We start from the raw sequence: 25,471 nt of genomic DNA, 5'->3' as shown, positions 1-25,471 counted from the left end.
AGACCCCATTCGGTAGATGGTTTTCAAATACCTGATATGTATTCCTTTTGTTCGGAACGTCTCATCCCATGATCGATATCGGTTTAAACCTGACCAGCAGCCAGTTCGCCGGCGAGCAGGCTGAGCTGGTGGCCCGTGCCCGCGCCGCCGGAGTGGAAGCGCTGATCCTCACCGGTACCGATCTGGCTGGCAGCCGCGAGAGCGCCGAGTTGGCCGCCCGCTGGCCGGGCTACTGCTTCTCCACCGCCGGGGTACACCCTCACGATGCCAAGAGTGTCGATGAGGCGACCCTGCCCGCCTTGCGCGAGCTGGCAGCCTTGCCGCAGGTGGTGGCTATTGGCGAGTGCGGCCTCGACTACAACCGCGACTTCTCCCCCCGTCCGGTGCAGGATGCGGTATTCGACGCCCAGCTGGCACTGGCCGCCGAGCTCGGGATGCCGGTGTTTCTCCACTGCCGCGATGCGCACGCCCGTTTTATCGAGATCCTCCGTCCCTGGTTGCCGAAACTACCGGGAGCCGTGCTGCACTGCTTCACCGGCTCCGATGAGGAGCTGGACGAGTGTGTGGCGCTGGGGCTGCATATCGGGGTGACCGGCTGGCTCTGCGACGAGCGCCGTGGTCAGCTGCTGCGCGAACAGGTAGCGCGTATTCCGGCCGGTCGGCTGATGATCGAGACCGATGCCCCCTATCTGGTGCCGCGGGATCTGAAACCGCGCCCGAAACGCAACGAACCTGCTTTTTTGCCGCACATCGCCCAGGTGGTGGCGGCCTGTCGTGGTGAAGCGCCCGAGGCCTTGCTGGCCCATACCCGGGCCACCTCCGCCGCGTTCTTCCAACTTCCTCTCCAGGAGTGATTCATGGCTACAACTCTTCCGGGCGCCTTTCCGGGCCGCCGCCTGCGCCGTCTGCGCAAACATGATTTCAGCCGTCGTCTGGTGCGCGAGAACGTACTGACCGTCAACGATCTCATCTATCCGGTGTTCGTGCTGGAGGGGGAGAACCGTCGGGAAGCCGTTCCCTCCATGCCGGGGGTGGAGCGTCTTTCCATCGATCTGCTGCTGGAGGAGGCCGCTGAACTGGTGGAGCTGGGCGTACCTGCTATTGCCCTGTTCCCGGTAACCCCGCTGGAGAGCAAGAGCCTGATGGCGGAAGAGGCCTACAACCCGAACGGGCTGGCCCAGCGCACCGTGCGTGCCCTCAAGGCCCGCTTCCCGGAGCTGGGGGTCATCACCGACGTGGCGCTCGATCCGTTCACCACCCACGGGCAGGACGGCATTATCGATGACGAAGGCTATGTGCTGAACGACATCACCACCGAGATCCTGATCAAGCAGGCACTCTCCCACGCCGAAGCCGGGGTCGATATAGTCGCGCCGTCCGACATGATGGATGGCCGCATCGGCGCCATCCGCGCTGCGCTGGAAGAGAATGGCTTCATCAACACTCAGATCATGGCCTACTCGGCCAAGTACGCTTCCTGCTACTACGGCCCATTCCGCGATGCGGTTGGCTCTGCCGGCAACCTCGGCAAGAGCAACAAGGCCACCTATCAGATGGATCCGGCCAACAGTAACGAAGCCCTGCACGAAGTGGCGCTGGATATTCAGGAAGGGGCCGACAGCGTGATGGTCAAGCCGGGCATGCCCTATCTGGACGTGGTTCGTCAGGTGAAGGATCAGTTCGGCGTGCCGACTTTCGCCTATCAGGTCAGCGGCGAGTACGCCATGCACATGGCGGCGATCCAGAACGGCTGGCTGAAAGAGAAGGAGACCATCATGGAGTCCCTGCTCTGCTTCAAGCGGGCCGGTGCCGATGGCATTCTCACCTACTTCGCCAAGCGCGTGGCGCAGTGGTTGAAGGAAGATGCCCGTTAAGCCGGGTTGAAGAGAAAAACGAGAGGGGGAGCCGATGGCTCCCCCTCTGTCGTTATGGCTCTTTTTTGGTCACGAGCGGCTGATTACAGCTTGGTCCAGGCATCGCTCCAGTGGCTGCCGGTACCCGGTGCATAGTGGCTGGTCGAGCTGCCACACCAGCCGCTGTAGGGCCAGGGTTTGCACTCGTAGTTGCCACCGTTATTGCTGACCCGTTCGCCACTCTGATAAGCGGTGCCCGCAACATAGGCCGGGTAGCTGCCGTTACCACCGTCACTGTCACCACCCGGAGCCTGTTCCACCAATGCCAGGGTGAAGCGGCGCTCGAAGCCCTGCTTGCTCCCCTCAGCCATGCCCGCCAGCAACAGCTCGTAACTGCCGGCCGCTAGGCCCGACTGCGTCAGCTGCAGGGAACCCTGACCATCGATCAGGGCGCTGCCGGTGGCGACCGGATTGCCATCCTGCAACAGGGTCGCGGTGATGGTCACCGGGTTGGCGGTGGTCAGCGTCAGGCCCAGATTGAGCGCGCCGTTAACGATGGAATATTCAGACGCCAGGTCGGTGACGGTGAAGTCACTGCTGCTACCGGTAGTGGGCAGGATGAAGTCTCCGCTCAGGTAGGTCAGACCGGTCCAGCCGGAGCTGGTCAGCCAGTGCTTGCCATTGGTCTGATAGACGTTGGGCAACTGGGTGCACTGTTTGTTGTCATTGACGAAGCCGATACCGTAAAAGCCCGCCACATTCTTGTAGCAGAGCTGGCGACCATTCTGGTGCAGCACTGGCTGATCCAGCTTGCCCTTGTGGTGGAGTGACAGCCAGTCAAACTGGTTGATGGCCGAGACCAGCGGCACAAACTGGCCATCGGGCTGACGATAACGGATCAGGGATCCGGCATCACAGAGCAGACCATCAGCCCGCTGTTCGACGTAGCCGTAGTACTGCTCGCCATCCTGGAAGGTGAACCGGCAGAGATTGCCTTTCTCCGACTCCTTGGGGATCCAGCCCATCAGCAGTCGCTCCTGATTGTTCAGGGCCGCCAGCTGCCCGGCACTGAAGTCGCTGCCGTTGGCTACCCAGCCTTGCGGCATGGTGGAGAATTGCATGAAGTAGTGGTCGGTATAGTACATGTGGCTGTCAGCGCGGTGCTTGCGAGCCCCCTGGCTGACCGAGTTGTAGCGATAGATGTCGTTTTCCGGCTTGTGGAAGCCGTTGAGATCATCGTCCAGATAGGGCAGGTCGCCCTTGCGGATATGGTAGTTGGCCATGCCCGTCATCAGGGGATGCCAGCCGTGGCTGCCACGGGCAAACGCGCTCTCATGGCTGTAGGACTTCCCATCGAAGCCGTGGCCAAATTCGTGGGCAATGATGCCCCAGCCGCCGTAGTAGTGGCTGACAAAGTTAAAGGTATCGACCCCGGTGATGCCACCACTCCCCAGCCCGCCCCCCATGGCGGTGATCCCCAGGTTGAGGTAGGGACGCTTCATCAGGCTGTGGTAGTAGTAGTCATAATCGGCCGCCGTAAAGATCCCGTTTGGCACATAGCTGTTACCGCCATTGCCGAACATCTCGTAGCCGTTCACCGCCTTGAAGTTGTACCAGACGTGTTTGAACTCCTTGGTCGAGACCATGTAGGCCAGGTTGGTGGCGATGATCAGCCACTCGCGGGCGTAGAGGGCATTGATGGGGCGCCAGGAGCCGCTGGTGTTGGTGGCGAAACGCACGTTCCAGCTTGGCTTGAGGCGTGCCAGCTTCTGGGCAAACGGATCCGAGTTGGAACTGAACCTGTGCTCGAACTGGGCGGGCAGATTGATGCTGTTGTCGAGCAGGTTGTTGAGATCAAACACACCATCGCGGCTGGCGCTGTTGAAGCGGCCCTGTTCGCCAAAGGCGGTCAGTGGCAGGGTGATTTGGGCATAGGCGGGCAGGCGATCGAGCTGGCCCAGGATCAGCCACTTGTTGATACCGTTCAGGCGTGACTCGATATTGATGTCATGCAGCTCTCTGGCGGCATAGTTGGTGATGCGCACCGTGTCGTTATCTAGCAGCTCGGTCTTGACCAGCGAATTGATGTTGACCGAACGCTGGGCGCGATCGATCAGCACCTCGTAGGGTTCGTCATTGCGCAGTATGTAGCTGACTGCGGCCGGCATCAGCTGATCGAAGATCAGCGGGCGAGCAGGCAACTGCTCGTCGGCCGTGAAGCTGATCTCCTTGCTCAGCAGCTGGTTGAAACCCAGGCCGCGTTCGTTGGCGGTGACAAGCGCCGAGCCCGCCAGCTGGAGATCTTTCAGCGCCGCCACAGGCTGCTGGTTGATCTCCCAGACAGTAAAGGTCGGGTTCTTGAACTGAAAGTCGTTGGCGATCAGGGTATCGGCATCATGCCACTCGATGCAGTCCTTGAAGTTCACCACCAGCCGATCGCCATCCATGTCGATTTTTTGCAGATTGCTGTCTGCGATCACCTGCTCAGGCGCCAACGGGGTGTTGCTGGCGATGGCATCAGCCAGTTTGCGCAAGTCATAGATGTAGTAGTTTTTGCCGGCGGTATGGGCCAGGAGATAGTCACCCACCTGATGGAGCTGCACCAGACGGTGGCTGTATTTTCCTTCAAAGGCGAGCCGACCGGCGATGGGGGTCTTGAGGCTGTTCTCCGGCGTCACATCCTGCTGGCGGTAGACCTTGATCTCGCTCAGCGCATCGGCCACCAGCACGTAATCCTGATTGGCAAAGACGGCCTGGGCGCGGTGCAGGCTGTTGCTGCCGGAATCCCGACCGGTTCCCAGGGTGGTGACATGGCGATGTTCATCGGCCAGATCGAAGATATCGACCCGGTGCGAGTAGCGCGAGACCACGTAGAGCAGGTTGTTGCGGACAAACAGTTCACTGACCTGGTTGTAGGCCGTGGCACTGCCGGTTGCGGTGCCGCGGATCTCGCCAATCTGCTGGCGGCTCGGGATATCGATAATGGCCACATGGCCCGGATTGCCGTTCTGGCTGACATAGAGCCGATCCTGATAGCGCTCGACCGCCGTGATCAGGCTGGCGTCCAGCCCCAGCTGGTCGGCCGTCAGCTCCTCGCCTTTGTCCAGATATTGCAGCGAGGTGGCAAACGAGTTGACGCTGCAGGAGCTGGTCTCCATCACCACCCGGGTGCGTTCGCCATTCTGGATCTGGCCGTGGGGGAAGTACTCCAGCAGACAGCCGTTGCCGTAGTCATAGTTGCCAAAGCGTTTGTTGACCGCGACGACCCCACCGTCGTACCAGGTCAGCTCCCACTCCTCATCGAAGAAATCAAAGACGTTACGAATGGCTGTTTCGTCGAAAAAGTGGGGTTTGGGCAGATCGAACAGGATGTGGTTATCCGCCGTCAGCGGGTAGAGCAGGCCGTTGATGGCAAGGTGGCGCTTGCCATCCTTGATGATCACGTTCTGCTCGTCAGCCGCACTCTGGTGCAGCGCGGCGAGGCGCGCCGTCATCTGCTCGTAGTGCTCCTGATAGGTTTGTTTGAAATAGGCTTGTTCGCGCTCATCGGCCACGACATGGGCCGACAGCAGCAGACCGAGCAGGGTGGCAAGCTTGGTGGTTCTTGGCATGGTGATTTCCTTATCTTGGTTGTTGTTGGACGTTTTTGGGTGGTTGGCAAGCATGTAAAAGAGAGGGGCTAACCCGTCCGGGTCAGTGCATCCAGCCCATCGGCAGCATGGCCGACGGGCAGGATATGGGCGGGGGCCTGTCAGCCCCCGTTAGTGGTTGGGGCAAGGTCAGAGCTTGATCCAGGCATCGCTCCAGGCGCTGCCGGTACCCGGCGCATAGTGGCTGGTCGAGCCACCACACCAGCCACTGTAGGGCCAGGGTTTGCACTCGTAGTTGCCACCGGCATTGCTGACCCGATCACCGGCCTGATAGCCGGTGTTGGGGGCGTAGGCCGGGTAGTCACCTTCGCCACCCCCGCTGCTCTCTTCGGTCAGCGCAACCGGGAAGCGCTGTACTACCGGCTGCTGGCCGTCCGCCAGACCGGTGATGACCACTTCGTAGCTGCCATCGGTGACGTTGCTGCCCTGCAGTACCAGGGTGCTGGTGCCGTTCACCTGGCTGCTGGTGGTACCGTGGCTGTGGCCGCTCTGCTCCAGAGTTGCGGTGATCTGTACCGGGTTGGCGGTGGTCAGGTTGAAGCGGATGCTGACCTGACCGTTGACTATGGTGTACTCGCTCGCCATGGCGCTGACGGTGAAGTCGCTGCTGCCTTCGGCGGGGGGCGTTGTGCCGCCGCAGTCGCTGTCGCCCTGTACGCGCCAGACGCCCCAGTCACCTGTGGTACCCGGCTCTTCGTTCTGGGTCCACCAGCCTGCCAGCCAGTTCTTGCCGTTGTGGCTGACGATGTCGCCGCCCACGTAGACCATCTTGGCATCCCAGCTGTTTTCACAGACGGCGCCTTGCTCCCTGACGGTCACGTTGCGCTGCTGGGTTACCTGCTGACCGGCGCTGTCGCTCACCTGATAGGTGAGGGTGTAGCGGCCGACCTTGCTGCTGTCGACGTTGCCGCTGACCTTGATTTGGGCGGTCAGGTCGCCATCTTCTTCATCATGGGCGCTGACGCCTGTCATCGGATCGAAGGGGGTACCCAGTTCCAGCGTGGTGTCGGTGACGCCGCTGAACACCGGCTTCATGCTGTAGACCTCGATGGTACGTACCTGCTCGGTGACGTTGTTGTCGCGATCGCTCACCTTGTAGGTGAGGGGGTAGAGGCCGATGCGCTGGCTCTCTACCGAGCCTTCCACCTGGATTTGGCCAGTCAGGTCGCCATCTTCCTTGTCGTTGGCGCTGACACCGGCCAGCGGATCAAAGGCAGTACCCTGCTTGATGCGGGTATCGCTCAAGCCGCTGAACACCGGCTTGCCGTTGTCGACCGGGGGCGTGATCTCCTGATCGTGGATGAAGGGGCCGTAGCTCTTGATGAAGGATTCGTTGTAGGACTGACCGGCGGCGTTGCGGCCCATGTCCCAGTTGATGGACCAGGTCATCACGCCACGCAGCGGTTGCCCCTCGCTCTTCAGGCGGTTGAAGGCGTTGTAGAGCTTCTGCGGATCCTGCACATAGCCGGTGGCGGCGGCGTCGATGTTGGTCGGAATGCCGAACACCAGCTTGTCATGGGGGATCTTGTAGAAGCCGCGGGTTCCGTTGCTCAGCGAATCCGCCATGTAGTAGATGAACTCTTCTTTCAGGGCATCGTTGTTCTGGGCAATCCAGCCGATGCCATCGATGTAGATACCGTCGCCACCCTGGTTGTAGAACTGAGGGTTGATCCAGTCGTAGTAGCCTTCCAGATTGCGGATATAGGGGATGTAGGCGCCAGTCTGGGTCAGATAGGGGAACTCCGGCGCCATGGTGATGAGGAAGTTTTTCCCCTGGGCGCGGTAGTGATCCTTGACCAGACGCAGGGCCGCCGGGATCACGGTCTGGTTGTCGGCGGCAGTGATGGCGGCCTGTTCCAGGTCGATATCCAGCCCGTCGAAGCCATAGGTCTCCACCAGACGGATGATCTCGTCGGCAAAGGCCTGCTCCTGACCCTTGCGCAGCTCGATGTGCGCATCGGCACCGCCCAGCGCCAGCAGCACGGCACGGCCCTGACGGTTCAGCTCGGCGATCTGCTCGATAAACTGGCTTTCGCTCATGCCGATGGCCGGGTCGAGTTTGAAGGTGGGGATGGGATCGCTGCCATACACCTTCATGAAGGAGACATCGACCACGTTATATTGCGGGTTGACCTGATCGAGCTTGACGCAGGGGGCGATACCGCCCTTGTAGCCCGAGCCGTCACACCAGTTGTGCCAATAGCCGACCACTACGCCGGACTGGGGGTTGACCATCGCCTGACCGGCACTGGTGGCATATGCCATGGGGGCGCCCATGCCGAGCAGGCAGCCAAGCAGGGATAATTTGAGTTTGTTCATCGTCTCTCCGTACGGTGCAAATGGGGCGTCGGTTGTGACCGGACGTCCCCGGGGGCAGCCCCGCTGTCATAGGTGTTTTCCCTTAGACCGGTGGCTTTGCGTCGCGCCCTTTCGGGTCACTTTGCCTTTTTCACCCGATTTCTGTGCAGCACAGAGAATCAAGTGACCTGCATGGCAGGTTGCCTATGATAGATGCTTGAAAATAAATTAATCAATAGCTGGTTTTGATTCTAATTGACTGAAAAATATTGATAATTTGTTACAGTCAGCACATTTGGTCCGTTTCCATGATTGAGCATGACGGTACTTGGCTGGCAGCTGTGGCGCCGGTAAATGGCGACTTTTTGCCCCTTGAAAGTAGCGGTAAGAGCCAAAAAAGGCCCACATATTCATCCTGTTACTGGCTGTTGATGGCAAAACTGCAGCAACGGCAGAGATCCGGGTCGCAATGGCTGGAAAAGTACAGGGTTGCGGCGGATTCCCGCTTGATTATTGCGTGGCTTGGCCACATGTTAGAAAGCCATACAGAGCTGCTAAAGCGGTCTGTTCAAGACCAAACAAGAGGTAACCGGGATGAATAACCCTTTGCTGACAATGGATTCGCTGCCCCCTTTCAGCCAGATCAAGCCGGAGCAGGTTCAGCCTGCCGTGATTCAGGCGATTGCTGACTGCAAGCAGAAGATCAGCGATGTGCTGGCCCAGCGTGATCCCCATACCTGGGATAGCCTGATTGCCCCGCTGGAAGAGGTAAATGACCGCCTGTCACGGATCTGGTCACCGGTCAGCCACCTCAACTCCGTACTCAACAGCGAAGCGCTGCGCGAGGCCCATGACGCCTGCCTGCCGTTGCTCTCCGAATTCCAGACCTATGTCGGTCAGCATGAAGGGCTCTATCAGGCCTATCTGGCCCTCTCCCAGAGCGATGATTTCCCGCTGCTGAGCGGCGCCCAGCGCAAGGAGATCCAGAATACCCTGCGTGACTTCCGCCTCTCCGGCATCGGTCTGCCTGCCGAGGCGCAGCAGCGTTACGGCGAGATTCAGGCCCGCCTCTCCGAGCTGGCCTCCCGTTTCAGCAACAACGTGCTGGATGCGACCCAGGGCTGGCACAAGCTGGTGGCCGATGAAGCCGAATTGGCCGGTCTGCCCGACAGCGTGCGTGCCGCTGCCCGTCAGATGGCTGAACTTAAAGGCAAAGAGGGGTGGCTGTTCACGCTGGATATCCCTTCCTACCTGCCGGTGATGATGTATGCCGACAACCGCGAGCTGCGCGCCGAGATGTATGAGGCCTTCACCACCCGCGCCTCCGATCAGGGCCCCAATGCGGGCAAGTGGGACAACTCCGCCATCATGAGCGAGCTGCTCACCCTGCGCCGCGAACTGGCTCAACTGCTGGGCTTTGCCAACTATGCCGAGCTCTCCCTGGCCACCAAGATGGCGGACAAGACCGAACAGGTGGTGAGCTTCCTCACCGATCTGGCGGCCAAATCCCTGCCACAAGGCAAGGCCGAGCTGGAGGAGATCCGCGCCTTCGCCGCCGATCAGCATGGTCAGACCGAGCTGGCAGCCTGGGATCTCGCCTACTACGCCGAGAAGCTCAAGCAGCACAAGTTCTCCATCTCCGATGAGCAGCTGCGCCCCTACTTCCCCGCCAGCAAGGTGGTGAAGGGGTTGTTCGAAGTGGTGAAGCGGGTGTTCGGCATGAAGGTGCGCGAGCGCCTCGGCATCGACACCTGGCACCCGGACGTGCGCTTCTACGATATCTTCGATGCCGACGACGAGCTGCGCGGCAGCTTCTATCTAGACCTCTATGCCCGCGAGCACAAGCAGGGCGGGGCCTGGATGGATGTCTGTCTGGGTCGTCGCTACCGTCAGGATGGCTCGCTGCAAAAACCGGTGGCCTACCTGACCTGCAACTTCAACGGCCCGGTGGATGGCAAGCCTGCGCTGTTCACCCACAACGAAGTGGTCACCCTGTTCCACGAGTTTGGCCACGGCATTCACCACATGCTGACCCGCATCGATGTGGCCGGTGTCGCTGGTATCAACGGCGTGGCGTGGGATGCGGTGGAGCTGCCGAGCCAGTTCCTCGAGAACTGGTGCTGGGAGTCCGAGGCGCTGGCCTTTATCTCCGGCCACTACGAGACCGGCGAGCCGCTGCCTGCCGATCTGCTGGAGAAGATGCTGACCGCCCGCAACTTCCAGGCGGCCATGCAGATGCTGCGTCAGCTGGAGTTCGCCCTGTTCGACTTCCGTCTCCATCAGGAGTTTGATCCGGCCAATCCGGCACAGCTCCCGGCGCTGCTGGATGAGGTGCGCAGTCAGGTAGCCGTGATGACGCCGCCAGCGTTCAACCGCTTCCAGCACAGCTTCTCCCACATCTTCGCGGGTGGCTATGCGGCGGGCTACTACAGCTACAAGTGGGCCGAAGTGCTCTCTGCCGATGCCTTCTCCCGCTTCGAGGAGGAGGGGATCTTCAACCCGGCGACCGGCCAATCCTTCCTGAAGAATATTCTGGAGAAGGGGGGCTCGAAGGAGCCGATGGAGCTGTTCCGAGCCTTCCGTGGTCGTGAGCCCAAGGTGGATGCGCTGTTGCGACACAGCGGGATCGCCGCCTGAGATTCCTGACCCGCTGCCTGTGTGAGCTTCAACCAGGTACACTGTTTTGCGGCATAGTGGGATCGAGTCGTGATTTCTGCGACAAAAAGGGACCTTTTGGTCCCTTTTTTCAAGGCTTTTTAATATCTTGCTGATTGCATATTTGCACTGCCCACGGCTCTTCAGTAGAGTCGTGTTCTAACCTACAAGGAGAGAAAGCCACTTGCCATGAGGCGAGCACTCGATTCCGTCTATCAAATCATCTCAAGTCTGGCTCATTCGAGCGGCCAGGGATATTTCGATACCTTTGTGAGTGAAATCGCCGCTGCTGTGATGGCTGATGTCGTCCTGATCGCCAGCAGGGAATCAAATGTTACCCACCTGACGGTTCAGGCTGCCCATCCCTCCTCTCTTGACCCCGATACCCTGACGCTGCCAATCACTGATTCTCCCGATGCCATTACCTGGCAGGAGGGGGAAGCCTGGTTCAGCGATCGTCTGTTGCAGCTGTTCCCCGCGATGCCGCTTGCCGATGCGTGGCAAGCCCAGGCCTACGCCGGGATCGCCCTCAAGGATGCGGATGGCGAGACCATAGGCATCTGCTGCCTGCTCTATCGTCAGCCGCAGGCCAATATGACCAAGGTGATGGGGCTGCTCCGGTTGCTGGGGCCGCTGGCCGGTCGCGAACTGGCGCTGATGCTGCAACGCCAGTTGCCGCAACTCTTGCCTGATACACCCCATGTGCTGCAGAGCATGCTGTTTCAGGCCCCGGTGGGGATCGGCAAGCTCGATCTCACCGGCCGCATTCTCTGGGCCAACCCGGCCATAGAGAAGATGTTGGGTTATCCCCTCGACGAGCTGCTTCATCGCTCTATCTCCGACATCAATCACCCGGAGGATTGGCAGCGCAGCCTTGAGTGCTACGAAGAGATCCGGCGCGGCGAGCGCAGCAGTTTCACCCAGGAGAAGCGCTACTTCTGCAAGGGGGGCGAGATCCTGTGGGGACGGGTGACTGTCACCCTGATCCGCGACGAGCAGCAGCAGCCGGACTACCTGATGGTGCTGCTGGAGAATATCGATCCCCTCAAGCGCCATGCGGAGCAGCTCAAGCTCTCCCACCGGGTCTACGACAACCTCTCCGAAGCGATTCTGGTGTGCGATGCCGACAGCCGCATCATCTCGGTCAACCCGGCCTTCGAGCAGATCACCGGCTACAGCAGCGATGAGGTGCGGGGCCAACGTCCCAGCATGCTCAAGTCCGGGCTGCACGATCAGACCTTCTATGCCGACATGTACCATGCGCTGGAGCGGGTGGGGGTGTGGCGTGGCGAGGTGTGGAACAAGCGCAAGAACGGCAAGCTCTATCCGCAGCAGCTGATGATCAGCACCCTGCGCGAAGCTGGCAAAATTCAGCAATATATCGCCATTTTCAGCGATCTTTCCCAGACCAAGGTGGCCGAGCAGAAGATCGCGACCCAGGCCAACTACGACAACCTTACCAGCCTGCCCAACCGCTGGTTGTTTGGCCGCTGCCTCACCCGCTTCTGCGAGCGGGGCGAGCGCTTCGCGCTCATGGTGCTCGACCTCAACAACTTCAAGGCGGTCAACAACAGCATGGATCACCATGCTGGCGATGCCCTGCTGCGGGAGGTGTCGGATCGACTGGTGAGCCGGGTGCGCACCGAAGATTTGGTGGCCCGCATTGGTGGCGATGAGTTCGCGTTCCTGGTGCCCGGCATCGTCACCCGCCGTCAGGCCGAGGTGTTTGCCAAGCAGGTGATCGGCAGCTTCGCCCGCCCCTTTATGCTGGCCAACCAGCATCTCTACGTGACCGCGACCATCGGCATGACCCTCTGCCCGGTTGATGGCAGCGAGAGCGACGAGCTGCTGCGCAACGCCGAACAGGCGCTGTTTGCGGCCAAGCGGCAGGGAAGGTTGCTCGGTGCCTACTGCTCATCCATGCGGGAAGAGGTGCGCCAGCGCCACCAGATGCAGCAGGATCTGGCCGAAGCGATCAAGCTGGAGCAGCTGACCATGGCCTACCAGCCCATCTGGGACAATCGCAGCGGACGGGTCGCCAAGCTGGAGGCGCTGGTGCGCTGGTATCACCCCCACTGGGGACAGGTCTCCCCTGCCGAGTTCATTCCGCTGGCGGAAGAGGCAGGTCTGATTCAGGGGCTGGGGGCGCTGGTATTGTGGCAGTCGTGCCGGGATCTGGCGCGGTTGCAGCAATCCGGCTTCTCGGATCTGCAGATGTCGATCAACCGTTCCACCATGGAGTTCCAGACCATCGACCCAGAGGCGAGCGAGTGGCTCAAGGTGATCCAGCATTTCGGACTCGATCCTGCCGACATCGTCATCGAAATCACCGAATCTCTGCTGATGGAGAGCAGCGATCAGCACAGGGTGCGGATCGATGCCCTGCGCGAGGCGGGCTGCAAGCTGGCCATCGACGATTTCGGTACCGGCTACTCGGCCCTCAACTATCTGCGCACCTTCCCTGTTGATCTGGTCAAGATCGACCGCTCCTTCGTGCGCCATATCCCCTTCAACGAGCAGGATCGGATGCTGCTCGATGGCATCATCAACATAGTGCACAACCTCGGCATGCAGGTGGTGATCGAGGGGGTAGAGACCCGCGAGCAGCTCAACTTCCTCTGCCAGAAGGGGTGCGCCTTCACCCAGGGTTATCTGCTCAGCCGCCCGCTGGCCTATGACGATCTCATCGATTACCTCGCTCTCAACCGTCAGGGGATGAACCTCACTGTCGTGAGCTGATCCACCGCTTCTGTTATCATGGCCGCTTCTGTACGTGCCATGAGTCTGTCCCCTATGCCCCATATTCAGGTTTTCAGTGAAGTCCCCGCCCGTGATGGCGAGCTCGACGCCCTGCGTTTACGCCTTGCCGACGTGGAGTTTCCGGCTCCGTTTGCGCTGGTACTGACTGAAGAGAGACTGGAGCTGCGCAAGCTGGATGAGCCCAAGCTGGGTGCTGTCTATGTGGACTTCGTGGAAGGGGCGGTGGCGCATCGCCGCAAGTTTGGCGGAGGTCGGGGCCAGTCCATCGCCAAGGCGGTGGGGCTCAAGGCCGGTGCCACACCGACCGTGGTGGATGCCACTGCCGGTCTGGGGCGCGATGCCTTCGTGCTCGCCTCCCTCGGTTGCAAGGTGACCCTGATCGAACGCAGCCCTGTGGTGGCCGCTCTGTTGCAGGATGGGCTGGCGCGGGCGGCACAGGATCCCGAGATTGGCCCCTGGGTCAGCGAGCGGATGCACCTGCTGCAAGGCCCGGCGGTGGACAATCTGCTGGCGCTGCCGGAGCGGCCCGAGGTGATCTACCTCGACCCCATGTTCCCCCACAAGCAGAAGTCGGCGCTGGTGAAAAAGGAGATGCGGGTGTTCCAGTCGCTGGTGGGGCCGGATCTTGATGCGGATGCCCTGCTGCCTGCCGCGCTCAAGATGGCGAACAAGCGGGTGGTGGTGAAACGCCCCGACTACGCCGGCTGGCTCAATGAACAGAAGCCCAGCATGGCTATCGAGACCAAGAGCAACCGCTTCGATGTCTATGTGATGGCGGCGCTGGCGGCGAGTTAACGGCCGGTGCGAGTTGCGGATGCAAAAAAGGAGGGCCAACGTCATGTTGGCCCTCCTTTTTCGTATTGGATTCAGTTGGTTGGCGCGAAGCGGATCAGCTTCTCTTCCCCTTGCCAGTTCAGGCGCAGGGTCGCCAGTTCTGCCAGACTGAGCCGCTCGCCACTGTGCAGCAGCAGATACTCGACCCCTTCGCTGGCTTCGATAGTGCGGATCTTGTCATCCCGCTGGTGACCATCGTGGCTGGTGAGGGTTACCGGCAGTTGCCAGCTGGCAGCAATTTCGAGCCAGTCGTAGAGATCGCAGCTGATGGGTTGATAATCCGGCATGATCGGCTCCAAAACAGGCAGGTTGCTGAGTCAGGCTTCCTGTACGCGGGTCGGCCAGCCCATCTTCTGCTGGCGCTCCACTTCCAAGCGCAGCTCGCTGGCGCGCAGGTAGTGTTCATCCATCCAGCCCTTGGGCAGGGTCAGGGTCAGTGACTCCTCTTCTGCCTGCAGGGTGAAGCTGGGCACTGTGCCCTGGGTGCGGCGCATGCAGAGGATCAGCGCGATGCGCAGGATACGGGCCAGGCGGATCGCCTGACGACCGGTGACTGCACCCTGTTTCTCCAGCGGTTCCAGCTTGAATTCGTCCCGCTGGTTGAACAGCAGGGCCGACAACAGCTTCTTTTGCGCAGGGGTAAAGCCCGGCATGTCGATGTTGTCGATGATGTAGGCGGCGTGTTGCGGCGCCTTCTTGTATTCGATACAGAGGCCGATCTCGTGCAGCAGGGCGGCATAACGCAAGATCGGGCGACCGTAGCGTTTGGAGAGTCGCCAGGCCGGTTGCAGCTGGTTGAACGCCTCGACGGCGGTATCGCGCACCCGTTCGGCGTGCTCTTTATCCAGCTGATAGCGGCTGATCAGGCTGTCGGCGGTGCGATCCCGGGCATCACAGTCGTGATTGTTGCCCAGCAGACCGTAGATCAGTCCTTCGCGCAGGGCGCCACCCGCCAGCGTCATGCTCTCGATATCGAGGGTTTCGAAGATGGCGATCAGGATGGCGAGGCCGGAGGGGAACACGGTCAGCCGTTCGGCCGCCAGCCCTTCCAGTTGCAGCCGGTCGAGCTTGCCGCAGGCGATGGCCTGACCCATCAGCTCCTGCAACTTCGGCAGGGTGACCCGCTCGCTCTTCCCTTGCGCCAGCATGATCTCTTGCAGCGCCTGTACCGTGCCGGAGGCGCCGACGCAGGTGCGCCAGCCGAGGGCGCGGTAATCTTCCGCCACCTTCTCCAGCACCGCCTTGGCGGCGGCAATCGCCTGCTCGAAACGAGCTTCGGAGAGCTCACCATCACCAAAGTGATTGTTGAGCCAGGTGACGCAGCCCATGTGCAGGCTGTTGAGCAGTTTTGCTTCGCTATGTTCGCCGATCACCAGTTCGGTGCTGGCACCGCCGATGTCGATCACCAGCCGGTTGCCTTCCCCGGCGGAGGTCCAGGAGACCCCTTCATAGATGGTCTTGGCCTCTTCCTCGCCCGAGATGATCTCTATGCTGTGGTTGAGTACCCGTTCCGCTTCGCTGAGGAAATCGTCGACGTTGGTGGCAAGCCGCAAGGTTGCGGTGCCCACCACCCGGATGTTGTCGGCCGGAATGTCCTGCAACTGTTCGGAGAAGAGACGCAAACAGTCCCAGCCCCGCTCCATGGCGGCACGGCTGAGACGAAATTCCGGATCGAGCCCGGCTGCGAGGCGAACCTTGCGCTTGACCTTGGCGACGGTGCGCAGGGCACCGGCGACCTCGCGCACCACCAGCATATGAAAGCTGTTGGAGCCGAGGTCGATAGCGGCATAGAGAGGCGAGTTGTGCAACGGGCCTGTCCTTAGCTCTTGCGCGGCGGACGACGACGGTTGTTGCTGTTGCCACCGCCCTGACGATCCCGCATGTTGCGGTTCACCGGCTGACGGTTGCGGAACACCCGTTTCGGCGGGGTCACGTCATCCAGCAGCGCTTCGCGATCATATTTGCTGACCGGAATGGCGTGGTGGATGTACTCCTCGATGGCCGGCAGGTTGAAGGCATAGTCTTCACAGGCCAGGCTGATGGAGTGACCGCTCTTGCCGGCACGACCGGTACGACCGATACGGTGTACATAGTCTTCGGCGTCGTCGGGCAGGTCATAGTTGAAGACGTGGGTCACGTCAGGGATGTGCAGACCACGGGCGGCCACGTCGGTGGCGACCAGAATATCGAGCGCACCCTTGGTGAAATCCTCGAGGATCTTCATCCGCTTCTTCTGCGGCACGTCACCGGTTAGCAGACCGACGCGGTGGCCGTCATTCTCCAGCCAGGCGTGAACGTCTTCACAGACATGCTTGGTGTTGGCGAAGACGATCGCTTTTTCCGGCCACTCCTCTTCCATCAGGGAGAGCAGCAGCAACATCTTGTCTTCATTGGAGGGGTAGAACAGCTCCTCCTTGATCCGCACGCCGGTCATCTGCTCCGGCTCTACCTGCACATGTTCCGGGTGGTTCATGTGTTCGTAGGCCAGCTCCTGCACACGCAGGGAGAGGGTTGCGGAAAACAGCATGCTCAGACGCTCGGTCGCGGGCGGCATGCGGCGGAACAGGAAGCGGATGTCCTTGATGAAGCCCAGATCGAACATGCGATCCGCTTCGTCCAGTACCACGACCTGAATGTTGCTCAGATCGATCACCTTGGACTTGAAGTAGTCGATGATGCGGCCGGTGGTGCCGATCAGGATGTCGACGCCCTGCTCCAGCACGGCCAGCTGCTTGTCGTAACCTTCGCCACCGTAGGCGAGGCCGAGTTTCAGGCCGGTAGAAGCGGCGATGCTGTCGGCATCGTTATAGATCTGTACTGCCAGTTCCCGGGTGGGTGCCATGATGATGGCTCTGGGTTGGTTAACCAGACGGGGCTTGGTCAGCGGGTGAGTCAGCAAATAGTTGAATGTTGCGGCCAGGAAGGCAATGGTCTTGCCGGTTCCTGTCTGGGCCTGACCGGCGAGGTCATGACCTTCTACCAGCAGTGGCAGAGACAGTGCCTGGATGGGCGTGCAATAGTGAAATCCCTTTGATTCCAGACCAGCCAGAACTTCGGGTTCGAGGCCCATTTGGGCGAATTTGTCGGTCGTTAAGTGTGTTTTGCTCATGGCGGTAGGTTATCAGGTTAGGCTTGCAATAATAAACAGGATCATTTCAAATAGGGCAACTATTGCCTTTGTTGATATGTCAATAAAGCCTTAATTACTGACTGGAGTTGGAGATGAGTGACAAGATTGTTCAGCTGAGCGATGCCAGCTTCGAGGCAGATGTAATCAAAGCCGATGGCGCCGTTCTGGTCGACTTCTGGGCCGAGTGGTGTGGTCCGTGCAAGATGATTGCCCCGATCCTGGAAGAAGTTGCCCAAGAGTACGAAGGTCGCGTGACCGTAGCCAAACTGAACATCGACCATAACTCTGATACTCCGCCCAAGTACGGCATTCGTGGTATCCCGACCCTCTTGCTGTTCAAGAATGGCGAAGTGGCAGCGACCAAGGTCGGTGCACTGTCCAAGACTCAGCTGAAAGAGTTCCTGGACGGCAACCTGTAATAATTAAAGAGGAGCGCATTGCAATAATGCGCTCCTTGTGTTTTATCACCTAGACGCTCATCCCGATTGGTGCTAGTTTATCGCTCGTTTGCTAACCTTTTTGCCTGACTCTTTGCTAACCACAGCCTGGCAATCAAATCCGATCAGCATCAATCCAGCAGACTGTCTCCTCATTTCAATCCTTGCTTACAGACTTTCACCACTATGAATCTGACTGAATTAAAGAACACTCCTGTGTCCGAGCTGGTCAAGCTTGGCGAATCCATGGGGTTGGAAAATCTGGCTCGGGCGCACAAGAAAGATATTATTTTTGCAATCCTCAAGGCGCACGCCAAGGGTGGTGAAGATATCTTTGGCGACGGTGTGCTGGAAATCCTGACCGATGGTTTCGGCTTCCTGCGCAGTGCAGACGGCTCCTATCTGGCAGGCCCTGACGATATCTACGTCTCCCCGAGCCAGATCCGCCGTTTCAACCTGCGTACCGGCGATACCATCTCCGGCAAGATCCGGCCACCGAAAGAGGGCGAACGCTACTTCGCACTGCTCAAGGTCAACGAGGTCAACTACGACCGCCCGGAAAACTCCCGCAACAAGATCCTGTTTGAAAACCTTACCCCCCTGCATGCCAACGAACGTCTGCGTATGGAACGGGGTAATGGCTCTACCGAAGATATCACCGCCCGTGTACTGGACCTGGCTTCCCCCATCGGTAAAGGCCAGCGCGGCTTGATCGTGGCGCCGCCCAAGGCCGGTAAGACCATGCTGCTGCAGAACATCGCCCAGAGCATCGCCTACAACCACCCGGACTGTGAACTGATCGTTCTGCTGATCGACGAGCGTCCGGAAGAGGTGACCGAGATGCAGCGCATGGTGAAAGGTGAAGTGATCGCTTCCACCTTTGACGAACCTGCTTCCCGTCACGTTCAGGTTGCCGAAATGGTGATCGAGAAGGCCAAGCGTCTGGTCGAGCACAAGAAAGATGTGGTGATCCTGCTGGACTCCATCACCCGTCTGGCTCGCGCCTACAACACCGTTATCCCGTCATCCGGCAAGGTACTGACCGGTGGTGTGGATGCCAACGCCCTGCACCGTCCCAAGCGCTTCTTCGGCGCCGCGCGTAATGTTGAGGAGGGCGGCAGCCTGACCATCATCGCCACCGCGCTGATCGATACCGGTTCCAAAATGGACGAGGTTATCTACGAAGAGTTCAAGGGTACCGGCAACATGGAACTGCACCTCTCGCGCAAGATTGCCGAGAAGCGTGTCTACCCGGCTATCGACATCACCCGCTCAGGCACCCGTAAGGAAGAGCTGCTCACCTCAGGTGACGAGCTGCAGAAGATGTGGATCCTGCGCAAGATTGTCCACCCGATGGGCGAGATCGACGGTATCGAGTTCCTAATCGACAAGCTGGCGATGACCAAGACCAACGACGAGTTCTTCGACGCCATGCGGCGCCAGCAGAAGTAAGTCCGGTCAGAAAATGACGAAACCGCGGCCCTGGTCGCGGTTTTTGTTTATCTGTTTTCCGGTCGCCCTAGTAGTATGAGATCCCGATGTCACATGGATGGAGACGTCATGAAGCCTGTTTTCTGGTTATTGCTGGGGTTGCTGAGTGCAATGCCAGCCTGCGCGCAGAGTGCACCGGTCGCGGTGACAGCCGAGACGTTGCAGACTCACCAGCGCTATCTGGCGGGCCGTCTGCAGGAGGGGCAATTTGCAGCCATCGACTCTCTGCTGGCGACCCTGAGTCGCGAGCGGCGGGAGTTCCTGCTGTTGCAGCTGCTGCGGGATATTCCAGCTACCACCCCTGCATCCCCTGCGTTGCAACAATGGGTCGAGGCTCAGGCCGACAAGGCCCCCGAGTGGCTCATGGAGCAGCAGGTCGACGGTTTTCTGGTGCAGCAACCTGTCTATGATTTTGCCGCGCAGGCCCGTCAGTTGCTGGGGGAGTGGCAGCTGCAATCACTGATGCAGCGCTATCGGCAGCAGCTTGCCCAGGGCAGCTTCCAGCTAAAGTCCATCTACTACAGCAGTAACCCCGATCTCGCCATGCAGCAGCAAGCCCTGTTGCTGGCCCTCGATACCTTGCCGCAACCGATCTGGATGCGGGAGGCGCAAGCGCTGGCCAGCCAGAATATCTATCTGCCCGATAATCACCTGTTGTTCCATCTGTTGCAGCGCACCGGGGAACCGGCGCTCTATAGCATGCTGTGGCGGCGGCCGGCAGATCAGGATGCGCTGCGTGCACTCTCTACCATCAACCGCTTCCATCACGGCAGTGCTGCCAGTGATTTGCTGATTGCCGCCAGTGGCAATGAGGGATTGAAGGGAGCCGCCCTGCGCCAACTGAGCGCACTCTCCCCCTTGCCGCCGCAAGCCCAGAAATACCTGCTGGCGGAACTCTCCAACCGTCAATACGGGGCGCTGGTGGCCGGTCTGTTGATGGAGGTGGACGAGCCCCAGCTGCTCTCTGCGCTGGCCAGACGCCTCGGCCAGCGTGACGTGCCACCCATTGCACCGAGTCTGCTACCCGATTCGGGTACACCCGATGGGCAGCCAGGGTTATAATGCGTGACCTCCTGAACCCGGTTGGGAACTTGCATGAAATACAAGGATTTGCGTGATTTCATCGCGCAGCTGGAACAAAACGGACAACTCAAGCGGATCACCCGCGAGATAGATCCCTATCTGGAGATGACCGAGATCAGCGATCGCACCCTGCGTGCGGGTGGCCCGGCTCTGCTGTTCGAAAATCCCAAAGGCTACACCATGCCGGTGCTGACCAACCTGTTCGGTACCCCGGATCGGGTTGCCATGGGCATGGGCCAGCCCGATGTGGGCGCCTTGCGTCAGGTCGGGGTCTGGCTCTCCTATCTCAAGGAGCCCGAGCCGCCCAAGGGATTCAAGGAGCTGATGGAGAAGCTGCCGATCTTCAAGCAGGTGCTCAACATGCCGACCAAACGCCTCTCTTCCGCGCCCTGCCAGCAGGTGCTGCAGGAGGGCGATGCGGTTGATCTCGACCAGATCCCGATCCAGCACTGCTGGCCCGGCGATGTGGCGCCGCTGGTCACCTGGGGCCTCACCATCACCCGTGGCCCCTACAAGAAGCGGCAGAACCTCGGCATCTATCGCCAGCAGAAGATCGCCAAAAACAAGCTGATCATGCGCTGGCTCGATCACCGTGGCGGTGCCATCGATTTTCGCGAGTGGCAGGAGGCCCACCCCGGTGAGCGATTCCCGGTGGTGGTGGCACTCGGAGCCGATCCGGCGACCATTCTCGGCGCGGTGACGCCGGTGCCGGATACCCTCTCCGAATATGCCTTTGCCGGTCTGCTACGTGGCAGCCGTACCGAGGTGATCAAGGCCATCAGCTGCGATCTGGAGGTGCCCGCCAGCGCCGAGATTGTGCTGGAAGGCTATCTTGAGCCGGGTGAGATGGCGCCGGAAGGGCCCTATGGCGACCACACCGGTTACTACAACGAGGTGGACGAGTTCCCGGTCTTCACCATCACCCACATCACCAAGCGGCGCGATGCCATCTATCACAGCACCTACACCGGCCGTCCGCCCGATGAACCGGCGGTACTGGGTCTGGCGCTGAACGAGGTGTTCGTGCCGCTGCTGCAGAAGCAGTTCCCCGAGATTGTGGACTTCTATCTGCCGCCGGAGGGGTGCTCCTACCGGATGGCGGTGGTGACCATCAAGAAACGCTACCCGGGCCACGCCAAGCGGGTGATGCTGGGGGTCTGGTCCTTCCTGCGCCAGTTCATGTACACCAAGTTCGTGGTGGTGTGTGACGATGACGTCAATGCCCGCGACTGGAAGGATGTGATCTGGGCCATCACCACCCGGATGGACCCGGCACGGGACACCACCTTGATCGAGCACACCCCGATCGACTATCTGGACTTCGCCTCGCCGGTCTCCGGCCTCGGTTCCAAGATGGGGCTGGATGCTACCAACAAGTGGCCGGGCGAGACCAATCGGGAGTGGGGTCAGCCCATAGTGCAGGATGAGGCGGTGAAGCAGAAGGTTGATGCCATCTGGGATGAGCTAAATATCCTCGGATGAGGCAAACATGACAGCTTTGCTGCAAAAAGTGATGCGATCCGCACTGATTTGAGTATTCTCGACTGACGGGGCCAGGGCTGCTGGTCGTCACTCCATAGTGAAACAATGAGCGAAGCGGGCCGAGCGAGCCCGCCACAAGGACAAGAATGCAACGTATCAAATGCCGCGTAGAGGAACTGCGCGAATATGTCGACACCATCTGGCATGTGGCCCTGACGCCGCAGCAAGCGATCAGCTTCAAGCCGGGCCAGTATCTGCTGGTGGTGATGAGCGATTCGGACAAGCGCCCCTTCTCCATCGCCAACTCGCCGACCCGCCCGGGCGTGCTGGAGCTGCAAATTGGTGCCACTCCCGAGAACGCCTACGCCGGTCAGGTGCTGGCCCGCATGCGCGAGCAGGGGGAGATCGAGGTCGAATTGCCGGCTGGCAAGGCGTTCCTGCGCGATGAATCCCCCCGTCCGCTGATCCTGATGGCGGGCGGCACCGGTTTCTCTTACGCCCGCTCCATTCTGGAGTACCTGATCGACACGGGCAGCAAGCGCCCGGTGTTCTTCTACTGGGGTGTGCGTCAGGCTCACTGGCTCTATGAGCTGGAGCAGATGCAGCAGTGGGAGCGTGACTATGCGCCGCTCACCTTTATTCCGGTGGTGCAGGAGCCGGAGGCTGACTGGACCGGCAAGAGCGGACTGGTGCACAAGGCGATCATGGATGATTTCGTCAGCCTCCACGACTACGACATCTATGTCGCCGGCCGTTTCGAGATGGCGGGTGCCGCGCGTGAGGAGTTCAAGATCCTCGGCGCCGAGCCGGAGCGCATCTTCGGTGATGCCTACGAATTTATCTGACGGGATCCCCGTCTGGATGACGCAGCCCCCGGTTTTGCCGGGGGCTTTTGTTTTTGTGGCTGCCGCAGTACCTGATCGTACCGAATGGTTGGATTATCACGGCGTTATCCCATTATTTTTCAATATTTTGGCTATGAATGGCTACTAATCGAGCCTAGCTGATGGCATCTTTGTGGGGGATTGACAAGAGCATCCATAGAGCAAGCACAAGGAGGCGCAGTGTTGAGTGAAGAGGGCAGGGCATCTGCGGAGGATGACAGGGGAGAGACCGGCTCTGTCGAGCGGGTCGCAACGCTGAACCCGTCCCCTCATGGCGGTGAAATAGCCCGTTTGCAGGCAGAGATCGCCGCTTTGCAGCATGAAAATGGCCTGTTGCAGGAGAAGCTCAATGCCGCCCTCGATGGCACCGGCATCTGTCTCTGGCAGGGCACTATTCCTACCGGCGAGCTGCGGGTCTTCAATCTGCAGAACTTTCAGGCCGGTGACATGGCCCCTCATTTCGATCAGTGGAGCGCCAAGCTCCATCCCGACGATCGTGCCCATGCCATGGGCAGCTACTTTGCCCACCTTGAGGGGAAAACCCCCTTCTATGAAGCCGAATACCGCACCATCAATCCGCAAGGCGAGGTCACCTGGCTGTGGGATAGGGGACGGGTCGTCGATCGGGATGGCGATGGCAAGCCGCTGCGGATCATGGGCTCCCATATCGATATCACCCAGCGCAAGGCCTATGAGCAGCGATTGGCTGAGCGAGCCAACAGCGACGCACTGACCGGCTTGCTCAACCGGCAGGGGTTTGGCAAGGCGTTTGCCCAGCTGCAGCCGCAAGGTGCGGGGGCGTTGCTCTTTATCGATCTGGATGATTTCAAGGGGATCAACGACCAGCTGGGGCACGCCTGCGGCGATCTGGTGTTGCAGCAGATGGCGGATTGGCTGCGCCTTATTATGCCTGGCTCGGCGCTATGTGGCCGTTACGGCGGCGACGAGTTTGTGGTGCATCTGCACCGGGATGTGTCGAGCCATGGCCTGGCGCAACTGGCTGACGCCCTGATCAGCCGGATGCACGGCTATGTGCCCAAACCCGGTTGCCCGCAACGGGTGGGGCTGAGTATCGGCATCGCCCTGTGGGAGGAGGAGCCATTGAGCTTCCGGCAGGCGCTGGAGGTGGCCGACAGGGCCATGTATGAGGCCAAGGCACGCGGCAAGCGGGCCTGGTATCTGCTTCAGGTGTGATGGTTTTTACAGGTTCAATACAAAGCAAAAACCCCAGCCGAGCTGGGGTTTTCGTTATTCGCCTTTGGCGCCGATCTGCTGCTCGAGCTGAGCCAGCTTGCTTTCGAGGGCGGCCAGTTTTTCACGGGTACGCAGCAGCACCTTGGTCTGCACGTCGAACTCTTCGCGGCTGACCAGATCCAGCTTGCCCAGCTGGGCTTGCAGTACCTGACGCATCTTCTTCTCGGCCTCTTCACCCATGCTGCGAATGCCGGGCGGCAGGGAGTTGTGCACCTGCTTGGCGATCTCTTCCAGTTTCTTCGGGTCGATCATGATGTCCTCCTTAAGCGTTGGCGGACATTCTACCGACAATTCCCTCACTTTGCCGAGATCGCGGCGGCTTTTTACCATTTGTGCTGGCAAGCAAACGCCGCCCTTCGGGGCGGCGTTCTCGTTTCTGCGGCTGCTGAAAAATCAGCCCGGCTGGTGGTTGCGATCCAGCCAGCCTTGCAGCAGGCCGACCAGCAGACCGGTCAGGTGGGCAATATTGGCCGTGCTGGTGCCGAGCATGTCGAAGAAGCCGAGCACCATCCAGAACAGCATAAAGCCCATCAGCGCCGGTGGCAGAGTCAGGCCACAGGCCGGTTGCAGCTTGCTGCGCAGCCAGCAGTAGCCGAGCAGGGCATAGACCACGCCGGAGAGGCCGCCAAACAGCGGGCCGCTGGCAAAGAACTCGGCGATATTGGGCAGGGCGGCGCCCACCAGCAGCAGGATCAGCAGCTTGCCGCTGCCGAGGCGCTGCTCGATCTGGCCGCCGAGATACCACCACCACAGCAAGTTGAACACCAGATGGAGCACCGAGAAGTGGATCAGGGCGGGGGTGAAATAGCGCCACGCCTGCCAGTCGGTGAACTGGGCCAGCGTCGGGTGGAATGCCAGTTGATCAAAAATGGGCAGGCCGATGGCATCGATCCCGTAGATGGCGAGACAGGCGATGATGACCACCAGCGTCAGTGGCCCTGCCTGATGGAGGAAGTCGGTGATGGGATCCGTCATCCCCTTGCTGTAGTCGATGCGAGCATCGGCGCGGCCGGATTGCCAGGAGGCCTCCATATAGCGCGGGTGGCCCGGCTCGGCCAGAAAGCGCTTCACCTCCAGCTGGGCCTGAGCGAGGCGCTGCTCGTCCGCCAGCCAGATGGTGACCCCCAGCTCGGACTGGGTCAGCTCGCAGGAGATCCCCAGGGTCGCCAGATAGTCCACCAGCGCCTGCGCCATGCGGGCGTTGTCGAGCACCAGCAGCTGGATCATGCCTCGCCTGCCTCGATGGGAAACTCCCGGCGCCACGCCTCGAAGCCGCCATCCAGACTGTAGACCTCGTCATAACCCTGTTGCAGCAGGTATTGGGCCGCCCCCTGACTGCTGTTGCCGTGATAGCACATCACGATGACCGGGGTATCGAAATCCACTTCATTCATAAAGCGCACCAGCGTGCCATTGGTGAGGTGGAAGGCGCCGACCGCGTGGGCCGCTTCAAAGGATTGCGGGTCGCGAATATCCACCAGACGGGCTTCACCCGCGCTCAGTTTCTGGTGGGCATCATGGGCACTGATATGGGCAAACTGGTCCATCGGGATGTCCTGCGAATAGGTTGATTACGGGCCAGTGTACCGCAAGCTTGGGCGCAAACTAACCCCACAAAAGATAAGGGAGCCAGCGGCTCCCTTGTTGATATGGCATGCGG

19 protein-coding genes and 1 riboswitch are annotated in these 25,471 nt (G+C 60.3%); of the genes, 11 read left to right on the top strand and 8 right to left on the bottom strand.

Annotation, left to right across the window (positions count from 1 at the left end; genetic code table 11):
* Positions 1-68 precede the first annotated feature (68 nt).
* Both AB5Y76_RS12500 and hemB read left to right on the top strand, forming a co-directional pair.
* Complete coding sequence (locus AB5Y76_RS12500) at positions 69-854, top strand: TatD family hydrolase (protein ID WP_263719043.1); 786 nt, start codon at positions 69-71, stop codon at positions 852-854.
* A 3-nt stretch (positions 855-857) separates the two neighbouring features.
* On the top strand, positions 858-1,874 hold the full coding sequence (hemB, locus tag AB5Y76_RS12495) for a porphobilinogen synthase (protein ID WP_005357271.1): 1,017 nt from the start codon (positions 858-860) through the stop codon (positions 1,872-1,874).
* An 83-nt stretch (positions 1,875-1,957) separates the two neighbouring features.
* Here the strand turns inward: hemB and AB5Y76_RS12490 are convergent, their stop codons facing one another.
* Together AB5Y76_RS12490 and AB5Y76_RS12485 are read right to left on the bottom strand one after the other, a co-directional pair.
* Positions 1,958-5,464 (bottom strand): hypothetical protein, encoded by a 3,507-nt coding sequence (locus tag AB5Y76_RS12490; RefSeq protein WP_263719040.1) that lies wholly within the window; start codon positions 5,462-5,464, stop codon positions 1,958-1,960.
* 168 nt (positions 5,465-5,632) lie between these two features.
* On the bottom strand, positions 5,633-7,822 hold the full coding sequence (locus AB5Y76_RS12485; protein WP_263719038.1) for an immunoglobulin-like domain-containing protein: 2,190 nt from the start codon (positions 7,820-7,822) through the stop codon (positions 5,633-5,635).
* 50 nt (positions 7,823-7,872) lie between these two features.
* Positions 7,873-7,958, bottom strand: a riboswitch (cyclic di-GMP riboswitch).
* Positions 7,959-8,395: 437 nt separating this feature from the next.
* Between AB5Y76_RS12485 and prlC the strand changes: the two genes are divergently transcribed.
* The 3 genes from prlC (at position 8,396) to AB5Y76_RS12470 (ending at position 14,011) form a co-directional block, all read left to right on the top strand.
* The gene (gene prlC / locus AB5Y76_RS12480; RefSeq protein ID WP_139405505.1) at positions 8,396-10,438 is read left to right on the top strand and encodes an oligopeptidase A; all 2,043 of its coding nucleotides are present in this window, start codon (positions 8,396-8,398) and stop codon (positions 10,436-10,438) included.
* Between the two features lie 207 nt (positions 10,439-10,645).
* Positions 10,646-13,195 carry a bifunctional diguanylate cyclase/phosphodiesterase gene (locus tag AB5Y76_RS12475; protein ID WP_263719031.1) on the top strand — a complete coding sequence of 850 codons (2,550 nt, stop codon included), beginning with the start codon at positions 10,646-10,648 and terminating at the stop codon, positions 13,193-13,195.
* Between the two features lie 63 nt (positions 13,196-13,258).
* Entirely contained in the window at positions 13,259-14,011 is a 753-nt protein-coding gene (locus AB5Y76_RS12470) for a class I SAM-dependent methyltransferase (protein WP_031227422.1), read from the top strand.
* Between the two features lie 71 nt (positions 14,012-14,082).
* Here the strand turns inward: AB5Y76_RS12470 and AB5Y76_RS12465 are convergent, their stop codons facing one another.
* Genes AB5Y76_RS12465 through rhlB form a run of 3 tightly spaced genes read right to left on the bottom strand, consistent with a single transcriptional unit; the run spans position 14,083 to position 17,159 of the window.
* The gene (locus tag AB5Y76_RS12465; RefSeq protein WP_159142792.1) at positions 14,083-14,337 is read right to left on the bottom strand and encodes a Rho-binding antiterminator; all 255 of its coding nucleotides are present in this window, start codon (positions 14,335-14,337) and stop codon (positions 14,083-14,085) included.
* Positions 14,338-14,367: 30 nt separating this feature from the next.
* A complete protein-coding gene (gene gppA, locus AB5Y76_RS12460; RefSeq protein WP_263719026.1) occupies positions 14,368-15,858 on the bottom strand; it encodes a guanosine-5'-triphosphate,3'-diphosphate diphosphatase in 1,491 nt (496 codons plus the stop codon).
* A gap of 11 nt (positions 15,859-15,869) precedes the next feature.
* Positions 15,870-17,159, bottom strand: a complete 1,290-nt coding sequence (gene rhlB, locus AB5Y76_RS12455) for an ATP-dependent RNA helicase RhlB (protein WP_005339414.1) — start codon at positions 17,157-17,159, stop codon at positions 15,870-15,872.
* 113 nt (positions 17,160-17,272) lie between these two features.
* Here rhlB and trxA point away from each other — a divergent pair, with 113 nt between their 5' ends.
* The 6 genes from trxA to AB5Y76_RS12425 all read left to right on the top strand — a co-directional run bounded on the left by trxA (position 17,273) and on the right by AB5Y76_RS12425 (position 23,751).
* Entirely contained in the window at positions 17,273-17,599 is a 327-nt protein-coding gene (gene trxA / locus AB5Y76_RS12450; RefSeq protein ID WP_005339416.1) for a thioredoxin TrxA, read from the top strand.
* Positions 17,600-17,803: 204 nt separating this feature from the next.
* Complete coding sequence (gene rho, locus AB5Y76_RS12445; RefSeq protein WP_005339417.1) at positions 17,804-19,069, top strand: transcription termination factor Rho; 1,266 nt, start codon at positions 17,804-17,806, stop codon at positions 19,067-19,069.
* Between the two features lie 108 nt (positions 19,070-19,177).
* A complete protein-coding gene (locus AB5Y76_RS12440; protein ID WP_263719022.1) occupies positions 19,178-20,170 on the top strand; it encodes a hypothetical protein in 993 nt (330 codons plus the stop codon).
* Between the two features lie 33 nt (positions 20,171-20,203).
* Positions 20,204-21,673: a 4-hydroxy-3-polyprenylbenzoate decarboxylase gene (gene ubiD, locus AB5Y76_RS12435; RefSeq protein WP_263719020.1), complete on the top strand. Its 1,470-nt coding sequence runs from the start codon at positions 20,204-20,206 to the stop codon at positions 21,671-21,673.
* Positions 21,674-21,819: 146 nt separating this feature from the next.
* Positions 21,820-22,518 carry an NAD(P)H-flavin reductase gene (fre, locus tag AB5Y76_RS12430; protein ID WP_005339423.1) on the top strand — a complete coding sequence of 233 codons (699 nt, stop codon included), beginning with the start codon at positions 21,820-21,822 and terminating at the stop codon, positions 22,516-22,518.
* A gap of 219 nt (positions 22,519-22,737) precedes the next feature.
* Entirely contained in the window at positions 22,738-23,751 is a 1,014-nt protein-coding gene (locus AB5Y76_RS12425) for a sensor domain-containing diguanylate cyclase (RefSeq protein ID WP_263719017.1), read from the top strand.
* 54 nt (positions 23,752-23,805) lie between these two features.
* Here AB5Y76_RS12425 and AB5Y76_RS12420 read toward each other — a convergent pair whose 3' ends face one another.
* From AB5Y76_RS12420 to glpE, 3 genes are all read right to left on the bottom strand, one after another.
* Positions 23,806-24,063, bottom strand: a complete 258-nt coding sequence (locus tag AB5Y76_RS12420; protein WP_106844556.1) for an accessory factor UbiK family protein — start codon at positions 24,061-24,063, stop codon at positions 23,806-23,808.
* Positions 24,064-24,204: 141 nt separating this feature from the next.
* Complete coding sequence (gene glpG / locus AB5Y76_RS12415) at positions 24,205-25,038, bottom strand: rhomboid family intramembrane serine protease GlpG (protein WP_263719012.1); 834 nt, start codon at positions 25,036-25,038, stop codon at positions 24,205-24,207.
* A complete protein-coding gene (gene glpE / locus AB5Y76_RS12410; RefSeq protein WP_021229253.1) occupies positions 25,035-25,358 on the bottom strand; it encodes a thiosulfate sulfurtransferase GlpE in 324 nt (107 codons plus the stop codon). The genes glpG and glpE overlap by 4 nt, the downstream gene beginning before the upstream one ends.
* Between the last annotated feature and the right edge of the window lie 113 nt (positions 25,359-25,471).

Source organism: Aeromonas sp. R1-2, from assembly GCF_040908505.1.
In the GTDB taxonomy this organism is placed as follows: Bacteria; Pseudomonadota; Gammaproteobacteria; order Enterobacterales; family Aeromonadaceae; genus Aeromonas; species Aeromonas veronii.
Note: the sequence above shows the minus strand (reverse complement) of the source record. Positions and strands in the feature narration are given on the sequence as shown.